Here is a 19,849-nt window from a genome sequence, read left to right as displayed (position 1 = left end):
ATCCGCCCTGTGTGAAAGGCCTGCCCCATGATCCGTCTGTCCTCGTCCTTCGTCCGCACGCTGCGGGAGGACCCGGCCGACGCCGAGGTCGCGAGCCACAAGCTCCTGGTGCGCGCGGGCTACATCCGTCGCAGCGCCGCGGGCGTCTACACCTGGCTGCCGCTGGGCCTGAAGGTCCTGCGCAAGGTCGAGCAGATCGTGCGCGAGGAGCAGGACGGGATCGGGGGCCAGGAGGTGCTGTTCTCGGCGCTCCAGCCCCGCGAGCCCTACGAGCGCACCGGGCGGTGGGAGGAGTACGGCTCGACCCTGTTCCGCCTCCAGGACCGTCGGCAGGACGACTACCTGCTCGCGCCCACCCACGAGGAGGCGTTCACCCTCACGGTGAAGGACCTGTTCTCCTCGTACAAGGACTTGCCCACGATGCTCTACCAGGTCCAGAGCAAGTACCGCGACGAGGCACGCCCCCGGGCGGGCCTGCTGCGCACCCGCGAGTTCATCATGAAGGACGCCTACTCCTTCGACGTGACCGACGAGGGCCTGGACGCCTCCTACGAGAAGCAGCGCGGCGCCTACCAGCGCACCTTCGAACGGCTCGGCCTGCCCATCGTGATCTGCCAGGCCGACGCCGGCGCCATGGGCGGCTCCCGCTCCGAGGAGTTCCTCCACCCCACCGCGGTGGGGGAGGACACCTTCGTGGTCTCCGACGGCGGCTACGCCGCGAACGTCGAGGCCGTGACCACCGTGGCCCCGCCCGCGCTGGACGAGGCCGCGATCGGCGCGCTCCCCGCGATGCACCTCGAGGACACCCCCGGGGCCTCCACCATCGCGGCGCTCACCGACCACTCCAACCAGGCCTTCCCCGGTCGGGGCCCCGTCGCCGAGAACGGCGAGTGGACCCGCTACGAGATGCTCAAGCACCTCGTCTACCTGCTGACCCTCCCCGACGGCTCCACCGAGCCGCTGGTGATCGCGGTGCCCGGTGACCGCGAGGTCGACCCCAAGCGGCTCGAGACCGCGCTCGCCCCGGCGGTCGCGGCGCCCTTCACCGATGCGGACTTCGCGAAGCACCCGGTGCTGAAGAAGGGCTTCATCGGCCCCGAGGGGCTGGGCCTGGAGTCCGAGTCCGGGATCCGCTACCTCGTGGACCCCCGTGTGGTGCCCGGATCCGCCTGGGTCGCCGGCGCCGGCGAGCAGGACAAGCACGTCTACGACCTGGTCTACGGCCGCGACTTCACCGCGGACGGCACCATCGAGGCCGCGGAGGTCCGCGACGGCGATCCCGCTCCCGACGGCTCCGGTCCGCTGCGCCTGACCCGAGGCATGGAGATGGGACACATCTTCCAGCTGGGCCGCAAGTACGCCGAGGCGCTGGATCTCAAGGTCCTCGACGAGAACGGCAAGGCCGTCGTGGTCACGATGGGCTCCTACGGCATCGGCGTCACCCGCGCGGTGGCGGCCCTGGCCGAGCTGTACCACGATGAGAAGGGCCTGGCCTGGCCCCGTCGGCTCGCCCCGGCCGATGTGCACATCATGGCCACCGGCAAGGGCCAGGAGATCTTCGAGGAGGCCGAGCGGATCGCGACGGAGCTCGAGGCCCAGGGGCTCGAGGTGCTCTACGACGATCGGCCCAAGGTCTCCCCGGGCGTGAAGTTCAAGGATGCCGAGCTGCTGGGCATGCCCACCTCCGTGGTGGTGGGCCGCGGCCTGGCCACCGGTGTCGTCGAGGTCCGTGACCGCGCCACCGGCGAGGTCCGCGAGGTCTCGCCGCAGGAGGTCGTCGACGCGGTCCTCGCCGAGTCGCGCCGCGCCTGAGACACCGGAGAGGCCCGGTCATCGCGCTGCGGTGACCGGGCCTCTCCCGTTCGCCCGACCCTCCGGGACTCCGATCAGCCGACGGCGGCCGGCGGGTCCGGGACCTCGAGGCTCGGCAGGGGATCCATCCGGTCCACCAGCGATGCGAGCTGCTCGGCCTCCTGGAGCGCCGCGGCGATCGGCAGCGGGCGACGCTCGAACGGGGCGGCTCCGGCCAGGGCGATGTGATCGACCATCAGGCCCTGGGCGAGCTGGGTGGGCAGCGCCGCGGCGCTCTGGTCGTCGAGGGTCCCGCCCGGGACCGCGTAGACCGCCTGACGGGCCACCACGGGGGCGCCGTCCTCCTCGGCCACGGCGCCCAGCTCCTCGGCACGCTTCCGGTGCAGCGCGGCGAGGTCCAGATGCTGCTGGCGCCCAGCGCCGTCGACGCGCGCCGCGAGCACCTCGTGGAGGTATCCCGCATACCACTCCTCCAGCTGGGCGCGCTCGATGGTGGTGTGGTAGTCGGACTCGGCCCCGACCGACGGCGGATCGGCCGCGGGCACCTCGCGCTGCGGCACGAGCTCCTCGGCGGCGGGGGACGGGGTGAGGTGACCGCTCGCCGCCGAGCTCTCGAGGCGTGTGCTCGCCCAGGCCGTGTGCGCGGCGACCGCGAGCACGGGCCGGGCCAGCGAGCCGGAGATCTGCCGGGCGGCCGCGGCGGCGAGGTCCCGCAGCTCGACGAGGACGGAGACCAGGCCGGCCACATCCTCCGGCACCTCCCCGGGCGGAGGGGCGGAGGTCTGCCCCGGCTGCGGGTCGTCCTCCGCCTGCTGCTCCTTCTCGATCTCGGCCCCGGTCATCAGGGCACGGCGCTGCACCGGAAGGGCCGCGGCGAGCGCGGCCAGCGTCGAGCTCAGCACCGGGTCCGCGGCGCCGGAGGCCTGCACCTGCTCGGTGCCCGCGAGGGCGCGGTCCAGCAGCTCCAGGAGATCGGCGCGGCAGAGGTCGTCGATCCCGGGCGGCGGCGGCGTGTACTCCTCCGGCCCGCCGACGGCGATCGGTCCGCAGGCCGCGAGCGGCACCAGCGCCGCCGCGCCGACGGCGCGCAGCAGCGCACGGCGGGACGGGGCGAGGGCGGACGGCGAGCGAGCGAGGCGACGGGACACGGGATGATTCTCGCATCGGCGCCTCCCGGAGAGGCACGAGGACGTCATGACCACTATCCTGGTGCCAACGCTCCGGGGACCGACCCGAGGCGGCACAGACACCCATAGCAGCAGGAGGCGGGCGGGCCATGAGCGCACTCGACGACCAGACCATCCTGCGGGAGACGGCGACCCGGGTGCTGGACGCCCACGGGCTCGTCCTCGAGGACGTCGAGATCCGCCAGGGCGGCGGGATGCCGCAGGTGCGGCTCATCGTCGATCTCCCCGAGGACCAGCTGGGCAGCGCGGACCTCGATGCCGTGGCCGAGGCCTCCCGCGAGCTCTCCGAGGCGGTGGACGCCGACGACGCCGTGCTGGGCAGCGCACCCGTCCTGCTCGAGGTCACCACGCCGGGCGTCGAGCGCGAGCTGACCGCCCCGCGCCACTTCCGCCGCTCCCGCGGCCGGCTGCTGATCCTCACCGCCGCGGACGGCACCGCCTTCCGCGCCCGCCTCCTCGCCGTCGACGGCGAGGAGCTGCACCTGCGCCAGGAGCCCGGCCGCGACGACCGCGGGCGCCCCGTGAAGCTGCCCGCCGGCACCACGGAGCATCTGCGGCTCCCGATCGCCGAGGTCACCGGCGCCCGGGTCGAGGTCGAGTTCGACCCGCCCGAGGACCTCGCCCAGCTGCTCGCCGACGCCGAGAGCGCGACCGCCGCCGGCGCGGCGGCCGCCATCGGTGACGAGGCCGCCGACGACGAGACCACCACGGACGACGCGACCACCACGAACGACGCGACCGCCGCACCCGGCGCGGACGCACAGAAGGAGAGCTGAGATGGACATCGACATGGGTGCCCTCCGGGCCCTGGAGCGCGAGCGCGAGATCAGCCTTCCCGTGCTGCTCGACGCGATCCGCTCTGCGCTGCACGCCGCCTACCTCCACACCGACCACCCGGTGCGCGACTCCGAGGTGCTCATCGACGACAGCACCGGGGAGGTCGCCGTGATCGCCCGCGAGCGCGACGCCGAGGGCGTCGTCCTCGAGGAGTGGGACGACACCCCCGAGAACTTCGGCCGGGTCGCGGCGTCGACGGCGCGCCAGGTCATCTTCCAGCGCATCCGCGATCTGGAGGACGAGGCGGTGCTCGGCGAGTACGCCGACCGCGCCGACCAGATCGTCTCCGGCATCATCCAGCAAGGGCGGGACCCGCGCATGGTCCTCGTCGACCTCGGCGAGGTCGAGGCCGTGCTGCCCCCGCACGAGCGGGTCCCGGGCGAGGACTACTCGCACGGCCGTCGGCTGCGGGCGTACGTGACCGAGGCGCGACGCGGGCCCAAGGGCCCCCAGATCACCCTCTCGCGCTCGCACCCGAACCTGGTGCGTCGACTGTTCGACCTCGAGGTCCCGGAGGTCGCCGACGGCACCGTCGAGATCGCGGGCCTCGCCCGTGAGGCGGGCCACCGCACGAAGATGTCCGTGCGCGCCACCGTGCCCGGCGTCAACGCGAAGGGCTCCTGCATCGGTCCGATGGGCGCCCGAGTGCGCTCGGTGATGAACGAGCTCGGCGGCGAGAAGATCGACATCGTCGACTTCGACGAGGATCCGGCGACCTACGTCGTCAACGCGCTGTCCCCGGCGCGGATCACGAGCGTGACGGTGCTCGACGAGGTCGGGCGTTCGGCGCGGGCCGTCGTCCCCGAGAACCAGCTCTCCCTCGCGATCGGCAAGGACGGGCAGAACGCCCGCCTCGCCGCCAAGCTCACGGGCTGGAAGATCGACATCCGCGCCGAAGGCGCGCCGGAGCCCGGCTCCGCCGACTGAGGTGTGTCCCACGCCTCCCCGGCGCGGTCGGTGACGAGCCGATCGGCTACACTGGGGAGGCTGTTCGCCGAGCGGACGCACTGATCGGACGTCGATCGTGCACCTGCTCGTGCGGAGTCGCTCGGAACGGAGAGGGAGGAATGGACACCCGCTCCTCCCACCGCCCCGAGCGCACGTGCGTCGGTTGCCGTGAGGTGGCCCCGCGCGACACACTGGTGCGTCTGGTCCGGGAGTCCGCTCCCGACGGAACCGCTCCGCGAGTCCGCGTCGATCCCTCGGGATCGGCACCCGGCCGCGGTTCGTGGCTCCACCCGGTTGCATCATGTCTCGAGCTCGCCCTCCGGCGAGGCGGCTTCCCCCGGTCCTTCCGGGGGCCGGTCGACACCGGGCTCCTCGCCCAATCGCTCGAGAACCCCGATTTCACCCGAACGTGGAACAGGTAGAAGAACCATGGACATCCGATGAGTACTCACCAATGAGCACCTTCAGGAATTAATGGTCCGAGCCCTCTTGTCGGCCGGACCGAGACAGGAGAAATGTGGCTAAGGTCCGCGTCCACGAGCTCGCCAAGGAGCTCGGACACCCGAGCAAGATCGTTCTGCAGAAGCTGCAGGACATGGGCGAATTCGTCCGTTCCGCCTCCTCGACCATCGAGGCCCCGGTGGCCCGCCGTCTGCGTGAGGAGCTGCCCGCCAAGGGCGGCGACGCCTCCGCATCCGCGAGCGGCACCGGTTCGTCCCCCAAGTCCTCCGGCGCCCCGCGCCCCGGCGGCTCCGCGCCCAAGCCGGGCATGAAGCCCGCGCCGAAGCCTGCCGCCGAGCCGGCCCCGAAGGCCCCCGAGGCGGAGACCCCCGCGCCGAGCCCGACGGCATCCGCCCCGGCCCCGGCCGAGGAGGCACCGAGCACCGCGCCGAAGCCCGGCGCGGCGAAGCCCGCCACCGAGCCCGCCACCGAGCCCGCCGCGACGGAGAAGCCCTCTTCCGCGCCGAAGCCCGGCGGTGAGCGCCCCGCGCCCCGTCCCGGCGGTGCCCGCCCCGGCAACAACCCCTTCGCCAGCTCGCAGGGGATGCCGCGTCCCGGCTCCCGCAAGCCCGCACAGGGCGGCGGCCGTGCGCCGCGCGGCGAGGGCGGCCCCCGTCCCGGCGGTGCCCGCCCGGGCAACAACCCCTTCGCCAGCTCGCAGGGCATGCCCCGTCCGGGCCAGCGCCCGCCGCGTCCGGCGGCCGGTGACCAGGCCGGCGGCCGTCCTCCTCGTGAGGGCGGCGCTCCGCGTCCCGGCGGCGGTGCACCCCGTCCCGGCATGCCCACGCCCGGCATCATGCGCCAGCACTCCAGCGGCGGCCTCGCCGACGCCAACCAGGGCGGCGGCGCCGGTCGCGGCCGTGGCGGTCGTCCCGGCCCCGGCGGTCGTCCGGGCGGTCCCGGTGCCGGTCCCGCCGGCGGCGGTGGCGGCGGCCCCCGCGGTCGCGGCGGTCGCGGCAGCACCCAGGGTGCCTTCGGCCGTGGCGGCAAGCCGGCGCGCTCGCGCAAGTCGAAGCGCGCGAAGCGTCAGGAGTTCGAGCAGCAGCAGGCTCCGGCGCCGGGTGGCGTCTCGATCCCGCGCGGCAACGGCCAGAGCGTGCGTCTGCGCCGCGGTGCCTCGCTGTCCGACTTCGCCGATCGCATCGACGTCAATCCCGCGTCGCTGATCACCGTCCTCTTCGCCCTGGGCGAGATGGCCACGGCGACCCAGTCGCTCGACGAGGAGACCTTCGGTCTGCTGGGCGAGGAGCTGGGCTACAAGATCGAGATCGTCTCCCCGGAGGACGAGGAGCGCGAGCTGCTCGAGCAGTTCGACATCGATCTCGATGCCGAGCTCGACGCCGAGGACGCCGAGGACCGCGTGCCGCGTCCGCCGGTGGTCACCGTCATGGGCCACGTGGACCACGGCAAGACCCGCCTGCTGGACACGATCCGCAAGGCGAAGGTCGGCGCGGGCGAGGCCGGCGGCATCACCCAGCACATCGGTGCGTACCAGGTCGAGGTCGAGCACGAGGACCAGCCCCGTGCGCTGACCTTCATCGACACTCCGGGTCACGAGGCGTTCACCGCCATGCGTGCCCGTGGTGCGGACGTCACCGACATCGCGATCCTCGTGGTCGCCGCGGATGACGGCGTGATGCCCCAGACCATCGAGGCGCTCAACCACGCCCAGGCGGCGAACGTGCCGATCGTGGTCGCGGTCAACAAGATCGACAAGCCCGATGCGAACCCGGAGAAGATCCGACAGCAGCTGACCGAGTACAACCTGATCGCGGAGGAGTACGGCGGCGAGACCATGTTCGTCGATGTCTCCGCTCGCGAGAACGTCAACATCGACGCGCTGCTGGAGGCGGTCCTGCTCACCGCGGACGCCGCTCTCGAGCTCTCCGCCGTCGAGGACAAGGACGCGCGCGGCGTGTCCATCGAGGCCAACCTGGACAAGGGTCGCGGCCCGGTCGCGACCGTCCTGGTCCAGCAGGGCACCCTGCATGTCGGCGACGCGATCGTCTGCGGCACCGGCCATGGCCGTGTCCGTGCGATGCTCGACGAGAACGGCGAGACCGTCACCGAGGCGGGTCCGTCCCGTCCGGTGCAGGTGCTCGGTCTGACCTCGGTGCCCGGCGCCGGTGACTCCTTCCTGGTCGCCCAGGATGAGCGCACCGCCCGCCAGATCGCCGAGAAGCGCGAGGCCGCCAAGCGCGCCGCGTCGCTCTCGAAGGTCCGCAAGCGGATCAGCCTCGAGGACATCAACCAGCACATGGCCGACGGCAAGGTCGAGACCCTCAACCTCATCCTCAAGGGTGACGCCGCCGGTGCGGTGGAGGCGCTCGAGGAGTCGCTGCTCGGCATCGAGGTCGGCGAGGGCGTGGATCTGCGCATCATCGACCGCGGCGTCGGCGCGATCACGATGAACAACATCAACCTCGCCGTCGCCTCGAACGCGGTCATCATCGGCTACAACGTCCGCGCCGAGGGTCTGAACGCGGACTACGCCGACCGCGAGGGCGTGGAGATCAAGTACTACTCGGTCATCTACAACGCCATCGACGAGGTCGAGTCCGCCCTGAAGGGCATGCTCAAGCCGGAGTACGAGGAGGTCGAGCTCGGTTCGGCGGAGATCCGCGAGATCTTCCGCTCCTCCAAGTTCGGCAACATCGCCGGTTCGATCGTGCGCAGCGGCATCATCAAGCGCGGTGCGAAGGCTCGCATCACCCGCAACGGTGTGGTCGTCGCCGAGAACATCGAGGTGGCGGGTCTGCGTCGGTTCAAGGACGATGTCACCGAGGTCCGAGACGGCTTCGAGTGCGGCATCAACCTGGGCTCGTACAACGACCTCCAGCTCGAGGACCACATCACCACCTATGAGATGCAGGAGAAGCCTCGCATCTGATCAGGCGGCGGCCGGGCGTCCTGCGGGACGCCCGGACGCGCCCGACGGGGGAGGAGCCCACGATGACCCAGGTGTCCCTCGTCCTGCGCGCACCCTCGGCCAATCGCGTCTACGCGCAGGCCGCGGGTGCGCTCGCACGTGCGGAGGCGCACTGGGTGCTCGGCGCGCATCTGGGCAGGTCCGCCGCCCTCCGGGAGCGGACTGTCGGCGGGATGGATGCCCTCGAGGTGAGCCTCGGCGCCGACGGGGCCTCCCCGGAGGACGACCCCGAGCAGCTCGGGCGGCTGCTGGGCTCGCTCTCCTCCACGCTCGGGGTGCTCGACGTGGTCGAGGAGCCCGCCGCGGATCCGGAGGGACCGCTGCTGCGTCCGCGTGCGCTGCCCGGGATCCTGCATCATCCCGCGGATCTGGAGACGATCCTCCGCTACCCGGGCAAGACCAACGAGCAGTTCACCGCGCTCCTGATCTCGCTGGCCGCAGCCCTGTCCACCCGCCGAGCGGGCCTGTTCGACGGCACGCTCACGCTGCTGGACCCGCTGTGCGGCCGGGGCACGACGCTCAACCGCGCCCTGCGCCTGGGCCTGAGCCCGATCGGGGCGGAGATCGACCGCAAGGACGTCGAGGCCTACCGCGCCTTCCTGGGCACCTGGCTCAAGGACCACCGGTACAAGCACACCCTGGACTCCACCCGGCTCACCGTGCGCGGCGAGCAGCTCGGGACGCGGCTCGAGGTCGAGCTCGCCCCGGACAAGCAGTCCTTCCGCGCCGGAGGCGGCCAGCGCCTCACCGTGCTCGGCTGCGACACCACCCGGATCGGCGCCCTGCTGCCGGCGGCCTCGGTCGACGCGCTGGTCGCCGATCTGCCCTACGGCGTCCAGCATGGATCCCGCGCCGGCGGGACCTGGCAGCGCTCGCCCCTCGAGGTGCTGCGCGAGGCCGCCCCAGGATGGCGGCGCCTGCTGCGGGACGGCGCGGGCGTGGCCCTGGCCGTGAACCGCCGCACCCTCGATCACGAGCAGGCCTCGGCGGTCCTCGCCGAGTCCGGGCTGCGCGTGCTCAGCGCCGACGGCGCCTTCCGCCACCGAGTCGACCAGTCCATCGACCGCGACGTCCTGCTCGCGGTCCCCGCAGACCACCCTCGTGTCGAGCAGCTCTCCGCTCTCGCCGCCGATCAGGAGAATCAGACCCCATGAACGACAGCCCCCGCGCCCTCAAGCTCGCCGACCGCATCAAGGTCATCGTCGCGACGATGCTCGACACCCGGGTCAAGGACCCGCGTCTCGGGTTCGTGACGATCACGGATGTCCGCGTCAGCGGCGACCTCCAGCACGCGACGCTCTTCTACACCGTCTTCGGCACCGACGAGGAGCGGGAGGGGACCGGGGCCGCCCTCGCCAGCGCCACCGGGATGCTCCGCCGCGAGGTGGGGCGCCAGACCGGCGTGCGCCTGACCCCGACCCTCGAGTTCATCGCGGATGCGGTGCCCGAGAACGCCCGCGTCATCGAGGACCTCCTCTCCGAGGCCCGCGGGCGCGACGCCGAGCTCGAGCAGGCCAAGGCCGGCGCCGCCTACGCCGGCGAGGCCGATCCCTACCGCAAGCCGCGCGAGGAGGACGAGGACGGCGACGACTCGTCGCTCTCCGACGACGAGACCGACCGCGGCCAGGCGTGACCTCCGCCCCGCACGGCATCCTGCTGGTCGACAAGGCCCCGGAGCGCACCAGCCACGACGTGGTCGCTCGGGTCCGCTGGCTGCTGGGCACCAAGAAGGTGGGCCATGCCGGCACGCTCGACCCGATGGCGACCGGCCTGCTGGTGCTCGGCGTCGGCCAGGGGACGCGTCTGCTGACCTATCTGGTGGGCCTCGACAAGACCTACGAGGCCACGATCCGGCTCGGCCGCGCCACCACCACCGATGACCGCGAGGGGGAGGAGCTCGGCGAGGTCGTCGACGCGACCGCCCTCTCCGAGGCGGAGATCGAGGAGTCGCTCGGCGCCCTGCGGGGAGACATCGAGCAGGTGCCGTCCACGGTGAGCGCGATCAAGATCGACGGGAAGCGCGCCTATGCCCGCGCCCGCGCCGGGGAGGACGTCCAGCTCGCCGCCCGGCCCGTGCGGATCTCCCGCTTCGAGGTGACCGGTCGTGCGACCGACGGGCCGCACCTCGATCTCGATGCGGTGATCGACTGCTCCTCGGGCACCTACGTGCGCGCCCTCGCTCGGGACCTCGGCGCAGCGCGGGGCGTGGGCGGGCATCTCACCGCCCTGCGCCGCACCGCGGTGGGACCCTTCTCGGTCCAGGACGCCCTGCACGTCCCGGCTCGGGGGGAGGGGGACGACGTCGAGCTCCCTCTGCACGGGCTGAGGGAGATCGCCTCCCGGGTGCTGGCCACGCTGAGGGTCGACGCGGAGCAGGTCGAGGCGCTCGGCTCCGGCCGTCGCATCCGCTCGACGGCAGAGGTCGCGCCGACACCCGGCCCGCTCCCGCGAGCCGCCCAGGCCGGCGAGGAGCCTCCGGTCGCCGCCCTCGACGCCGCCGGACGCCTGATCGCGATCCTGGCCCGTGACGGGGACTCCTGGCGCCCCGCGCTGGTGGTGCCGCCTCCCGCACGCTGCTGATCCGCTGGGCGGCTCGAGGGTGGCGACGCCGTCGCTCGGAGCCCATCACGCACAGAGGAAGGGCCCTTCCCGGTGTTCCCGGGAAGGGCCCTTCCTCTGTGCGTCGGGGGGACTGCGCCGCCGCTCAGGTGATCAGCGATGCACCACGGTCTTGGTGCCGATGCTGGCCCAGTCGTACAGCCACTTCGCATCGGAGACCGTCATGTTGATGCAGCCGTGCGATCCGGAGTACCCGAAGGACGAGCGCCACGGTGCGCCGTGGAAGCCGTACCCGTGGTGGAAGTACTGCACCCAGGGGACATCCTTGGTGTAGTAGTACTTCGGGTGATCCTCGGGGTAGAACGCCGCGTTGGTCATGTCCTGGCGGTCGTAGCGCAGGTAGATGTCGTACGTGCCGGTGGGCGTCTCATTGCCCTTCTTGCCGTCGACGATCGAGCGCGGGCCCCACACCGGGGTGTCGCCCACATAGGCGGTGACGGTCTTGTTGGTGAGGTCGACGTCGATCCACTTCTCGCCGGTGGGCTCGGCCGCAGGCTCGTCCTCCTCGTCGGAGGTGCCCTTCTCGTCGTCGGACTTCTTCTCGTCGTCCTTCTTGTCCTCGGCCTTCTCGTCCTCGTCCTTCTCGTCCTTGGGGGCGTCGACCTGCTCGACCTCGGCCTCGACCTTCTTGGACTCGAAGGTCGCCTCGAGGGGGGTGATGCCCTTCATGGCGGTGATCAGGTCGTCGGCGACCTTGTCGGTGTTGGTGACCGACAGGCCGTCCTTCTTCTCGGTGACGACCTTGACGACCTTGCCGTCCTCGTCGACCTGCTCGATGCCGTCCTCGGCCTCGACGGCGTCCTGATCGGCGCGGGCGGCGACCCACTCGCGCACGGACTCCTCGTCCACGGTCATGGTGAGGGACTGGCCGTCCTCGGCAGGGGCCACCGAGATCCAGCCGGCACGGCGCTCGGCGGAGACCTCGTGGGTCTCGCCGTCGGCGCCCTTGATGGCCATGGGCTGCTCGAGCAGCTTCGAGATCGAGCCGACGACCTCCTCGGCCTCATCGGTGGTGATCGCCGGAGCGATCTCCTCGATGGTCTGCTCGACGGAGAAGTCCTCGAGCGCGGGGGCCTTCTCGGCCACGGCGGCCACGAGCGGCTTCGGGTCCACGCCCTGGCCGGGCTGGCCGGGCACGGCCTTCCAGGTCTGTGCGTCCTCATCGAAGGTGACGGAGGCGTCCACCGGGGTCGTCCTGTCCTTGGGCACGAGGCCCTCGGCGAAGTTGGCGGTCGCGCTCTCGTCGACGGTCACCACGGGCTTCACGGCGTGCTCGCCCGACCAGGTCGACGAGAGCACACCGGGGAGGGAATCGTCGCGGTCGACGGCGGCCTTCGCGGTGGCGTCGGCGTCGACGCTCACCCCGAGGTCGGCGAGCGACTTCTCGAGCTCCTGGTCGCCGGCGGTGACGGTGACCTTCACGGACTCGGCGCGCTCGGTGACGAGAGCGGAGATCTCCTCCGGCGTCTTGCCGGCGACGTCCTGCCCGAGCACGGTGGTGCCCGGGAGCGCGCGGCCGTCGAACTGCTTGGCGTAGGCCAGGGCGCCGCCCGTGAGGACGACGGCGAGCACGGCGAGGATGGCCACGATCAGCAGAGCGACTCGGCGACGCCCGTTGCGACCGCCCAGCGAGGCCGTGTGGGTCACGTTGGTCATGGATTCAGATCCGATCTCGGCGGCCGTCGTGACTGCCCCCGCAGGTATGTGCGGGAGGGCACAGGGGTCCCTCCCCGGCGCCGCCTTGCCCTTCAGGGTAGTGGAGGGGTACCGCGCACGATATGGCGACCTGCCCGAGATTCGTCACAGGTTCGCAACGGCGGCCCCGATGTGACGACGGATGTGCTGCGGTCCGTCATCACCCTCTCCGCATCAGGGCGGGCCGGCCGATGGTGACGAGCTCCGCGGCCGTGGCCGTCCAGGAGGGGCGGCGACGGCATTACAGTTGCACCGGCGATCCCCGCCGTCGCACCGGCCGCCCGGTGTCCCGGCCGCCCGGGGTCGCCGCCCGGCCCAGCTCCCTCGCCCCGCGCCGAGAGCGCACCCGTCCCCGGAAGGACATGACTGCGTCGTGACCCGCGTCCCCATCTGGCACTCCGTCGAGGAGGTGCCCGCTGAGCTCGGACCCACCGCGGTCTCGATCGGCAACTACGACGGCGTCCACCGCGGGCACCGCTTCGTGCTGGACCAGCTGCGTCACCATGCCGAGGCGCGGTCGCTGGCACCTGTGGCGATCACCTTCTGGCCGCATCCGCGGCACGTGATGGGAGACCCCTCGCGCACCCCGCTGCTCACCGGTCATGAGGACCGCGACCGCCTGCTGCTCCTGGCCGGGATGCACGGCGTCCTGGATCTCGAGTTCACGCTGGACTTCGCGCAGCATTCGCCCGAGGAGTTCGTGCGGATCTTCCTGGTCGAGGGTCTCGGGGCGAAGTGCGTGGTCCTCGGGGAGGACGCGCTCTTCGGTCGCGCGAACGCGGGCACCATCGAGACCATGCGCGAGCTCGGCGTGAAATACGGCTTCGAGGTCGTCACTGTCGACGAGATGGGACCGGAGGGCGCGGGTTCGGGCCGCATCTCCTCCTCCGGGATCCGCCACGACCTGCTCCAGGGGGACGTGGCCGCCGCGAACAGTGCGCTGGGCCGCCTGCACACCGTGACCGATGTGGTCCACCACGGCTTCCGTCGCGGTCGCGAGCTGGGCTTCCCGACCGCGAACCTCGGCCCGGCCCCGGCCGGCCTCATCCCCGCCGACGGCGTGTACGCCGGATACCTCACCGTCACCGAGCAGGATCCCGCGCACCTCGGGGTCGAGCCGCTGGCAGGGGCCCCTGCGACCATCTCCATCGGGACCAACCCGACCTTCGAGGGCGAGGACCCCGACAGCGGCCCCCGCCGCACCGTCGAGGCCTACGTGCACGACGATCACGAGCTGGACCTCTACGGCGATCTCGTGCGGCTCGAATTCGTCGACTACCAGCGGCCCACGCTCAAGTTCGACTCGGTCGAATCCCTCGTCGAGCAGATGGACCGGGACGTCGAGGTGACCCGCCGCACTCTCGCGACGGAGCAGTCCCGGCCCGGCACCGCCGACTGATATCCTGCCAGCGCCGTCACATCGGCCGCGGAGAGCGGATCCTCCTCGTCATCGCACCTGCCTCCAGGCACGCGCGTGCCGGGGCCGTTCGACCCAGAGCCCGGGCATCAGGTCCGGAGCGCCGCGCAACGACCCAGGAGAGCCATGGCCTTCGACACCGCTACGAAGCAGCAGATCATCAAGGAGTACGGGACCACCGAGGGCGACACCGGCTCGCCCGAGGTCCAGGTCGCGCTCCTCACCCATCGCATCACCTACCTGACCGAGCACCTCAAGACCCACAAGCACGACCACCACACGCGTCGTGGTCTGATGCTGCTGGTCGGTCAGCGCAAGCGCCTCCTGCAGTACCTGCAGGGCGTCGACATCGAGCGTTACCGTTCGCTGATCAAGCGTCTCGGCATCCGCCGCTGACGATCGCCGCCGCTCGCCCCTGAGGGCGGGCGGCGGTTTCGTGTGCCCGTCGTCCTCGGACGGCGGGTCGCCCGTCCACCGCCCCGACCAGGTTCGGTCCTCGGCAGTGACCTTCGGAGCAGGACCCTGACATCGGGGTCCGGCCGCCGCGGGTGACTGACGAAGGCCGCACCGGCAGGGCACCCCTTCATCCAAGGAGAGTCACATGGCCATGGAAGGCCCCGACATCACCGCCACCACCGCAGTCATCGACAACGGCTCCTACGGCCGTCGCGAGGTCCGCTTCGAGACCGGTCGGCTGGCCCAGCAGGCCGCCGGCGCCGTCGCCGTCTACCTCGACGACGACACCATGGTGTTCTCGGCGACCGCCGTCTCGAACAAGCCGAAGGAGCACTTCGACTTCTTCCCGCTGACGATCGACGTCGAGGAGCGCATGTACGCCGCGGGTCGCATCCCCGGCTCGTTCTTCCGTCGTGAGGGACGCCCCGGCACCGACGCGATCCTCGCCGCCCGCCTGACCGACCGCCCGCTGCGCCCCGCCTTCGTCAAGGGCCTGCGCAACGAGGTCCAGGTCGTGCTCACCATCATGGCGAACAACCCCGAGGACGCCTACGACGTCGTCGGCATCAACGGCGCCTCCGCCTCCACCCAGATCTCCGGTCTGCCCTTCTCGGGCCCGATCGGCGGCGTGCGCATCGCGCTCATGCCCGACGCCCAGGGCGGCGGCCAGTGGGTCGCCTTCCCGACCTTCTCGCAGCTGGACGAGGCCGTCTTCTCGATGGTCGTCGCCGGCCGCATCGTCGAGGACGACGTCGCGATCATGATGGTCGAGGCCGAGGCCACCGACAACGCCTGGACCCTCATCAAGGAGCAGGGCGCGATCGCCCCGACCGAGGCCGTCGTGGCCGAGGGCCTCGAGGCCGCCAAGGTCTTCATCCGCAGCCTCTGCGTCGCCCAGCAGGAGCTGGCGTCCAAGGCCGCCAAGCCGGTGCGCGAGTTCCCGCTGTTCCTGGACTACCAGGAGGACGCCTACGGCATCGTCGAGGCCGCCGCGGCCGATCGCCTGGCCGAGGTCATGTCGATCGCCGCCAAGACCGAGCGCGAGGAGCGCACCGAGGAGCTCCTCTCCGAGGTCGTCGCCGAGCTGTCCGCCGAGGGTGCGCAGCTCGAGGGGCGCGACAAGGAGGTCTCCGGTGCATTCCGTTCGCTGACCAAGCAGGTCGTGCGCAAGAAGGTCCTCACCGACGGCGTCCGCATCGACGGCCGCGGCCTGCGGGACATCCGCGCGCTCTCCGCCGAGGTCGAGGTGCTCCCGCGCGTGCACGGCTCCGCACTGTTCCAGCGCGGCGAGACCCAGATCATGGGTGTCTCCACGCTGAACATGCTCAAGATGGAGCAGCAGATCGACTCGCTCGGTCCGGTCACGCGCAAGCGCTACGTGCACCACTACAACTTCCCGCCGTACTCCACCGGTGAGACCGGCCGCGTCGGCTCCCCGAAGCGTCGCGAGATCGGCCACGGCATGCTCGCCGAGCGCGCCATCGTGCCGGTGCTGCCCACCCGCGAGGAGTTCCCCTACGCGATCCGTCAGGTCTCCGAGGCCCTCGGCTCCAACGGCTCCACCTCGATGGGCTCCGTCTGCGCCTCGACCCTGTCGCTGCTGAACGCCGGTGTGCCGCTGCGCGCCCCGGTCGCCGGCATCGCCATGGGCCTGATCTCCGACACCGTCGACGGCGAGACCCGCTACGCGGCCCTCACCGACATCCTCGGTGCGGAGGACGCCTTCGGCGACATGGACTTCAAGGTCGCCGGCACCAGCGAGTTCGTCACCGCCATCCAGCTCGACACCAAGCTCGACGGCCTCCCGGCCGCCGTGCTCACCGGTGCGCTGTCGCAGGCCCACGAGGCCCGCCTGGCGATCCTCGGCGTGCTCGCCGAGGCGATCGACACCCCCGACGAGATGAGCCCGCACGCCCCGCGCGTCCTCGCGGTCACCGTCCCGGTCGACAAGATCGGTGCGGTCATCGGCCCGAAGGGCCAGATGATCAACAAGATCCAGGACGACACCGGTGCGGACATCACCATCGAGGACGACGGCACCGTGTACATCGGCGCCACGGACGGCCCCTCGGCCGAGGCCGCGCGCTCCGCGGTCAACGCCATCGCCAACCCGATGGTCCCCGAGATCGGCGAGCGCTACCTCGGCACCGTCGTGCGTGTGGTCGACTTCGGTGCCTTCGTCTCGCTGACCCCGGGCAAGGACGGCCTGCTGCACGTCACCCAGCTGCGCAAGCTGAACGACGGCAAGCGGGTCGACAACGTCGAGGACGTCGCCAAGGTCGGTCAGAAGATCGAGGTGGAGATCCGCGAGATCGACGCCCGCGGCAAGATCTCCCTCGCGGTGATCGAGGACGAGGCGGAGTCCGACGACGCCGCTCCGGCCGAGGAGAACTCCGCGGAGTGATCCATCCGCCGGCCCTCGGCTGACGGCAGCGGAAGGGGAGGCACCCACCAGGGTGCCTCCCCTTCCTGCATCCCCGGTCCCGGTGGGCGGGCGCCGCGGTCGGTCCCAGCGGTCGGTCCCAGCGGCCGGGCGCCGCGGCCGGTCCCGGTGGCCGGGCGCCGCGGCCGGTCCCGGTGGCCAGGTGCCGCGGTCGGATGACGCGGGATGGCGTATAGCAGCGCGAGGTGGCATATATGCCACCTCGCGTCGGTATGGGCCCGTCCATGACGTGGGGAGGGACGCGCGCGCGCCCGCCCATGACGAGGAGACGGCGCGCCTGCCCACGACACGGGGAGGGGAAGAGGGCCCGGACGTGACGTGGGCAGTGTGCGGGCTGGACCCGGCCCAGCTCCACAGGCTTCCTGAGATCACCCTGTCCGCCGGGCGCCGGGACCATGGAACAATCGATCGATGCCTCTCGACCTCGCCTACGATGATCCCCGCTCCGATGTGCTGCTCGAACCTGCCGCCGGGGTGCGCCGCAGCATCCTGCCCGGCGGCGTGCGCCTGCTGACCCAGACCGACCGGAGCGTGCGCAGCGCGAGCATCGGCCTGTGGCTGCCGGTCGGCTCGCGGGACGAGACCCCGGCTCATGCTGGCTCCACCCATGTGCTCGAGCATCTCCTGTTCAAGGGCACCCGTCGGCGCAGTGCGATGGACATCGCGACCGCCTTCGACGAGGTGGGCGGTGACTCCAACGCCGTCACCGCGAAGGAGCACACGCTCTACTACGGCCGGGTCCGGTCGGCGGACATCCCGATGGCCGTGGACGTCCTCACCGACATGATCACCGCCTCCCTGCTCGAGCAGGAGGCGCTCGTCACCGAGCGCGAGGTCATCCTCGAGGAGCTCGCGATGGCCGAGGACGATCCGGGGGACATCGGGTACGAGACCTTCCTCGCCGATGTGCTCGGCCCGGCCACCGCGATCGGCCGGCCGGTCGGCGGCACCGCGGCGTCCGTGAGCGCGCTGAGCATCGAGAACGTGCGAGCTCACTTCACCGAGCACTACCGGCCCGAGAACCTGGTGGTCACCGCGGTGGGCGACGTCGACCATGAACAGCTCGCCGGGCTTCTTGAACAGGGTCTCCGCCGTGGAGGGTGGGAGCTGGCCGAGGGGGCTCTGCCGCGCCGTCGGCCCACCCCGGCCGTGCATCGCGCCGACGATGCCGGGCTCGTGATGGATCCTTCCGAGGTCGCCGCGATCACCCCGCATCGTCTGATCCGCCCCACCGAGCAGAACCACATCTACCTCGGCGGCCCCGGGCTCACCGTTGTCAGCGAGGACCGCCACAGCCTCTCGGTGCTGATGTCGATCCTCGGCGGCGGGATGTCCTCCCGCCTGTTCCAGAACATCCGCGAGCAGCGGGGCCTGGCCTACTCGGTCTACTCCTTCAGCGCCGCCTACCGTGATGCGGGCCTGTTCGGCATGTACGCCGCCTGCCGCCCCGGCCGTACCGGTCAGGTGGTCGAGCTGCTCGCGCAGGAGCTGACGCGTATGGGGGAGCAGGGCATCTCGGCGCTCGAGCTCGAGCGGGCCAAGGGCCAGATCACCGGATCCTTCGCCCTCGGTCTCGAGGACACCAGCTCCCGGATGGGCAGGCTCGGCACGATCGAGCTGGTCCATGGCCGGTACACGAGCGTCGACGAGACCCTCGCGCAGATCGGCGCGGTCGGGGTCGACGATGTCGCCACGCTCGCGGCCCGATTCTCGCGTTCGTTCAGCACCCGGGTCGAGATCGGTCCGGAGAGCTGAGCGGAGGCCCGCGCCCACCCCATGCGCCCCCTGTCCCTCCCACCCCTGCGTTCCTCGAGGAGAATCCCATGATCCAGTCCCCGTCCCGTCCCACCCGGGTCGCCGTCCTCGGCGCCTCCGGCCGCATGGGCGCCGCCGCCTGCGCCGCCGTCGAGGACGCGGCCGATCTCGAGCTCGTCGCGCGGATCGGCCGCGGTGACGACATCGCCGCGGTCGCCGAGGCCGGCGCGGAGGTCGCGATCGACCTGACCATCCCGTCGGTCACCGCCGAGAACGTCCGCTGGCTGGTCGAGCACGGCATCCACGCCGTGGTCGGCACCACCGGCTGGACCGAGGAGTCCCTCGACGCCCTGCGCACCCAGCTCGAGGGCGCGGAGGGCGTGGGCGTGCTGATCGCGCCGAACTTCGCGATCGGCGCCGTGCTCGCCATGCGCTTCGCGGAGATCGCCGCGCGCTACTACGACAGCGCCGAGATCATCGAGATGCACCACGAGAACAAGCTCGACGCCCCCTCGGGCACCGCGCGCCACACCGCGGCCGCGATCGCCCGTGGCCGGGCGGAGGCCGGGCTCGGCCCCGTCCCGGATGCGACGGAGAAGGACCCCGACGGCGCTCGCGGTGCCGTGGTCGACGGCATCCACGTCCACGCGGTGCGCCAGCGTGGACTGGTCGCCCACGAGGTGGTCCAGTTCGGAGGGGTGGGGGAGCAGTTCGTGCTGCGCCACGACTCCTTCGACCGCGTCAGCTTCATGCCCGGCGTGCTGCTGGGCGTGCGCGAGGTCGCCGCGCATCCCGGGCTCACCGTGGGCCTCGACGGCTACATGGACCTCGGCTGAGGCGCCCGCCCATGAAGGACAGGATCCTCGTCGTCCTGCTGGTGCTGGTCAGCGCCGCCTACGCCTGGGGCCTGGGCTGGATCGCCTGGGGCTTCCTCCGCGCCGGCAGCGCGCTGGGCCTGGGCCTCGCCCTCGCCATCGTGATCCTGCTGCTGCTCACGGTGTGGGTGACCTGGCGGGAGGTTCTCTTCGGCCTGGCCGCAGGGCGGCTCGCGGCGCAGTACGAGCCGCCCGCGACGGCCGACGGGGAGGACCGCCGCGCCGAGTTCGAGGCGGCACGGTCGGCGATCCAGGAGGGCGAGGAGAGCGACTGGCGCGCCTGGTTCCGCCTCGCCCTGGCCTATGAATCGCTGCGCGACCGCAGGGGCGCGAGGATGGCGACACGTCGGGCGATCGCCGAGAGCCGGGGCTGAG

The 19,849-nt window shown here is 71.8% G+C and carries 16 protein-coding genes; 14 read left to right on the top strand and 2 right to left on the bottom strand.

The genetic code is table 11. The features are described from left to right. Nucleotides 1-27 precede the first annotated feature (27 nt). Nucleotides 28-1,812, top strand: coding sequence for a proline--tRNA ligase (locus tag CFK41_RS11770; protein ID WP_096799831.1), 1,785 nt, complete (start codon nt 28-30; stop codon nt 1,810-1,812). Nucleotides 1,813-1,886: 74 nt separating this feature from the next. Here CFK41_RS11770 and CFK41_RS11765 read toward each other — a convergent pair whose 3' ends face one another. Next, entirely contained in the window at nt 1,887-2,960 is a 1,074-nt protein-coding gene (locus CFK41_RS11765) for a DUF4439 domain-containing protein (RefSeq protein WP_227873061.1), read from the bottom strand. A gap of 128 nt (nt 2,961-3,088) precedes the next feature. On the opposite strand from CFK41_RS11765, the gene CFK41_RS11760 reads away from it, so the two are divergent. The 7 genes from CFK41_RS11760 to truB all read left to right on the top strand — a co-directional run bounded on the left by CFK41_RS11760 (nt 3,089) and on the right by truB (nt 10,794). Beyond that, nucleotides 3,089-3,775: a ribosome maturation factor RimP gene (locus CFK41_RS11760; protein ID WP_096799829.1), complete on the top strand. Its 687-nt coding sequence runs from the start codon at nt 3,089-3,091 to the stop codon at nt 3,773-3,775. 1 nt (nt 3,776) lies between these two features. Further along, the gene (gene nusA / locus CFK41_RS11755) at nt 3,777-4,763 is read left to right on the top strand and encodes a transcription termination factor NusA (protein ID WP_096799828.1); all 987 of its coding nucleotides are present in this window, start codon (nt 3,777-3,779) and stop codon (nt 4,761-4,763) included. 140 nt (nt 4,764-4,903) lie between these two features. After that, nucleotides 4,904-5,206 (top strand): YlxR family protein, encoded by a 303-nt coding sequence (locus CFK41_RS11750; RefSeq protein WP_096799827.1) that lies wholly within the window; start codon nt 4,904-4,906, stop codon nt 5,204-5,206. Nucleotides 5,207-5,301: 95 nt separating this feature from the next. Further along, nucleotides 5,302-8,175: a translation initiation factor IF-2 gene (gene infB, locus CFK41_RS11745; protein ID WP_096799826.1), complete on the top strand. Its 2,874-nt coding sequence runs from the start codon at nt 5,302-5,304 to the stop codon at nt 8,173-8,175. A 62-nt stretch (nt 8,176-8,237) separates the two neighbouring features. Continuing rightward, a complete protein-coding gene (locus CFK41_RS11740) occupies nt 8,238-9,368 on the top strand; it encodes a TRM11 family SAM-dependent methyltransferase (RefSeq protein ID WP_096799825.1) in 1,131 nt (376 codons plus the stop codon). Next, on the top strand, nt 9,365-9,847 hold the full coding sequence (gene rbfA / locus CFK41_RS11735) for a 30S ribosome-binding factor RbfA (RefSeq protein ID WP_096799824.1): 483 nt from the start codon (nt 9,365-9,367) through the stop codon (nt 9,845-9,847). The genes CFK41_RS11740 and rbfA overlap by 4 nt, the downstream gene beginning before the upstream one ends. Beyond that, nucleotides 9,844-10,794, top strand: coding sequence for a tRNA pseudouridine(55) synthase TruB (gene truB, locus CFK41_RS11730; RefSeq protein WP_096799823.1), 951 nt, complete (start codon nt 9,844-9,846; stop codon nt 10,792-10,794). Before rbfA ends, truB begins: the two co-directional genes overlap by 4 nt. Before the next feature lie 132 nt (nt 10,795-10,926). Here truB and CFK41_RS11725 read toward each other — a convergent pair whose 3' ends face one another. Then, nucleotides 10,927-12,489 carry a L,D-transpeptidase family protein gene (locus CFK41_RS11725; protein ID WP_096799822.1) on the bottom strand — a complete coding sequence of 521 codons (1,563 nt, stop codon included), beginning with the start codon at nt 12,487-12,489 and terminating at the stop codon, nt 10,927-10,929. Nucleotides 12,490-12,901: 412 nt separating this feature from the next. On the opposite strand from CFK41_RS11725, the gene CFK41_RS11720 reads away from it, so the two are divergent. The 6 genes from CFK41_RS11720 to CFK41_RS11695 all read left to right on the top strand — a co-directional run bounded on the left by CFK41_RS11720 (nt 12,902) and on the right by CFK41_RS11695 (nt 19,848). Continuing rightward, the gene (locus tag CFK41_RS11720) at nt 12,902-13,927 is read left to right on the top strand and encodes a bifunctional riboflavin kinase/FAD synthetase (protein WP_096799821.1); all 1,026 of its coding nucleotides are present in this window, start codon (nt 12,902-12,904) and stop codon (nt 13,925-13,927) included. Nucleotides 13,928-14,071: 144 nt separating this feature from the next. Next, entirely contained in the window at nt 14,072-14,341 is a 270-nt protein-coding gene (rpsO, locus tag CFK41_RS11715) for a 30S ribosomal protein S15 (RefSeq protein WP_096799820.1), read from the top strand. Between the two features lie 211 nt (nt 14,342-14,552). Continuing rightward, a complete protein-coding gene (locus tag CFK41_RS11710; protein WP_151904852.1) occupies nt 14,553-16,805 on the top strand; it encodes a polyribonucleotide nucleotidyltransferase in 2,253 nt (750 codons plus the stop codon). 450 nt (nt 16,806-17,255) lie between these two features. Then, nucleotides 17,256-18,599: a M16 family metallopeptidase gene (locus tag CFK41_RS11705; protein ID WP_096799818.1), complete on the top strand. Its 1,344-nt coding sequence runs from the start codon at nt 17,256-17,258 to the stop codon at nt 18,597-18,599. Nucleotides 18,600-18,667: 68 nt separating this feature from the next. Beyond that, entirely contained in the window at nt 18,668-19,435 is a 768-nt protein-coding gene (gene dapB / locus CFK41_RS11700) for a 4-hydroxy-tetrahydrodipicolinate reductase (protein ID WP_096799817.1), read from the top strand. 11 nt (nt 19,436-19,446) lie between these two features. Next, nucleotides 19,447-19,848 carry a hypothetical protein gene (locus CFK41_RS11695; protein ID WP_096799816.1) on the top strand — a complete coding sequence of 134 codons (402 nt, stop codon included), beginning with the start codon at nt 19,447-19,449 and terminating at the stop codon, nt 19,846-19,848. Nucleotide 19,849: the final 1 nt, after the last annotated feature.

This window comes from Brachybacterium ginsengisoli (genome assembly GCF_002407065.1).
Classification (GTDB): Bacteria; Actinomycetota; Actinomycetes; order Actinomycetales; family Dermabacteraceae; genus Brachybacterium; species Brachybacterium ginsengisoli.
The sequence above is the reverse complement of the archived record's forward strand: the minus strand, read 5'-3'. Positions and strand labels throughout refer to the sequence as shown.

Excerpts from the sequence above, each read along its gene's own strand:
- CFK41_RS11760 (WP_096799829.1), top strand. The coding sequence starts at position 3,089 with ATGAGCGCACTCGACGACCAGACCATCCTGCGGGAGACGGCGACCCGG.
- CFK41_RS11695 (WP_096799816.1), top strand. The coding sequence starts at position 19,447 with ATGAAGGACAGGATCCTCGTCGTCCTGCTGGTGCTGGTCAGCGCCGCC.
- CFK41_RS11740 (WP_096799825.1), top strand. The coding sequence starts at position 8,238 with ATGACCCAGGTGTCCCTCGTCCTGCGCGCACCCTCGGCCAATCGCGTC.
- CFK41_RS11705 (WP_096799818.1), top strand. The coding sequence starts at position 17,256 with ATGCCTCTCGACCTCGCCTACGATGATCCCCGCTCCGATGTGCTGCTC.
- rpsO (WP_096799820.1), top strand. The coding sequence starts at position 14,072 with ATGGCCTTCGACACCGCTACGAAGCAGCAGATCATCAAGGAGTACGGG.
- rbfA (WP_096799824.1), top strand. The coding sequence starts at position 9,365 with ATGAACGACAGCCCCCGCGCCCTCAAGCTCGCCGACCGCATCAAGGTC.
- CFK41_RS11710 (WP_151904852.1), top strand. The coding sequence starts at position 14,553 with ATGGAAGGCCCCGACATCACCGCCACCACCGCAGTCATCGACAACGGC.
- nusA (WP_096799828.1), top strand. The coding sequence starts at position 3,777 with ATGGACATCGACATGGGTGCCCTCCGGGCCCTGGAGCGCGAGCGCGAG.
- CFK41_RS11725 (WP_096799822.1), bottom strand. The coding sequence starts at position 12,489 with ATGACCAACGTGACCCACACGGCCTCGCTGGGCGGTCGCAACGGGCGT.
- CFK41_RS11770 (WP_096799831.1), top strand. The coding sequence starts at position 28 with ATGATCCGTCTGTCCTCGTCCTTCGTCCGCACGCTGCGGGAGGACCCG.
- dapB (WP_096799817.1), top strand. The coding sequence starts at position 18,668 with ATGATCCAGTCCCCGTCCCGTCCCACCCGGGTCGCCGTCCTCGGCGCC.
- CFK41_RS11750 (WP_096799827.1), top strand. The coding sequence starts at position 4,904 with ATGGACACCCGCTCCTCCCACCGCCCCGAGCGCACGTGCGTCGGTTGC.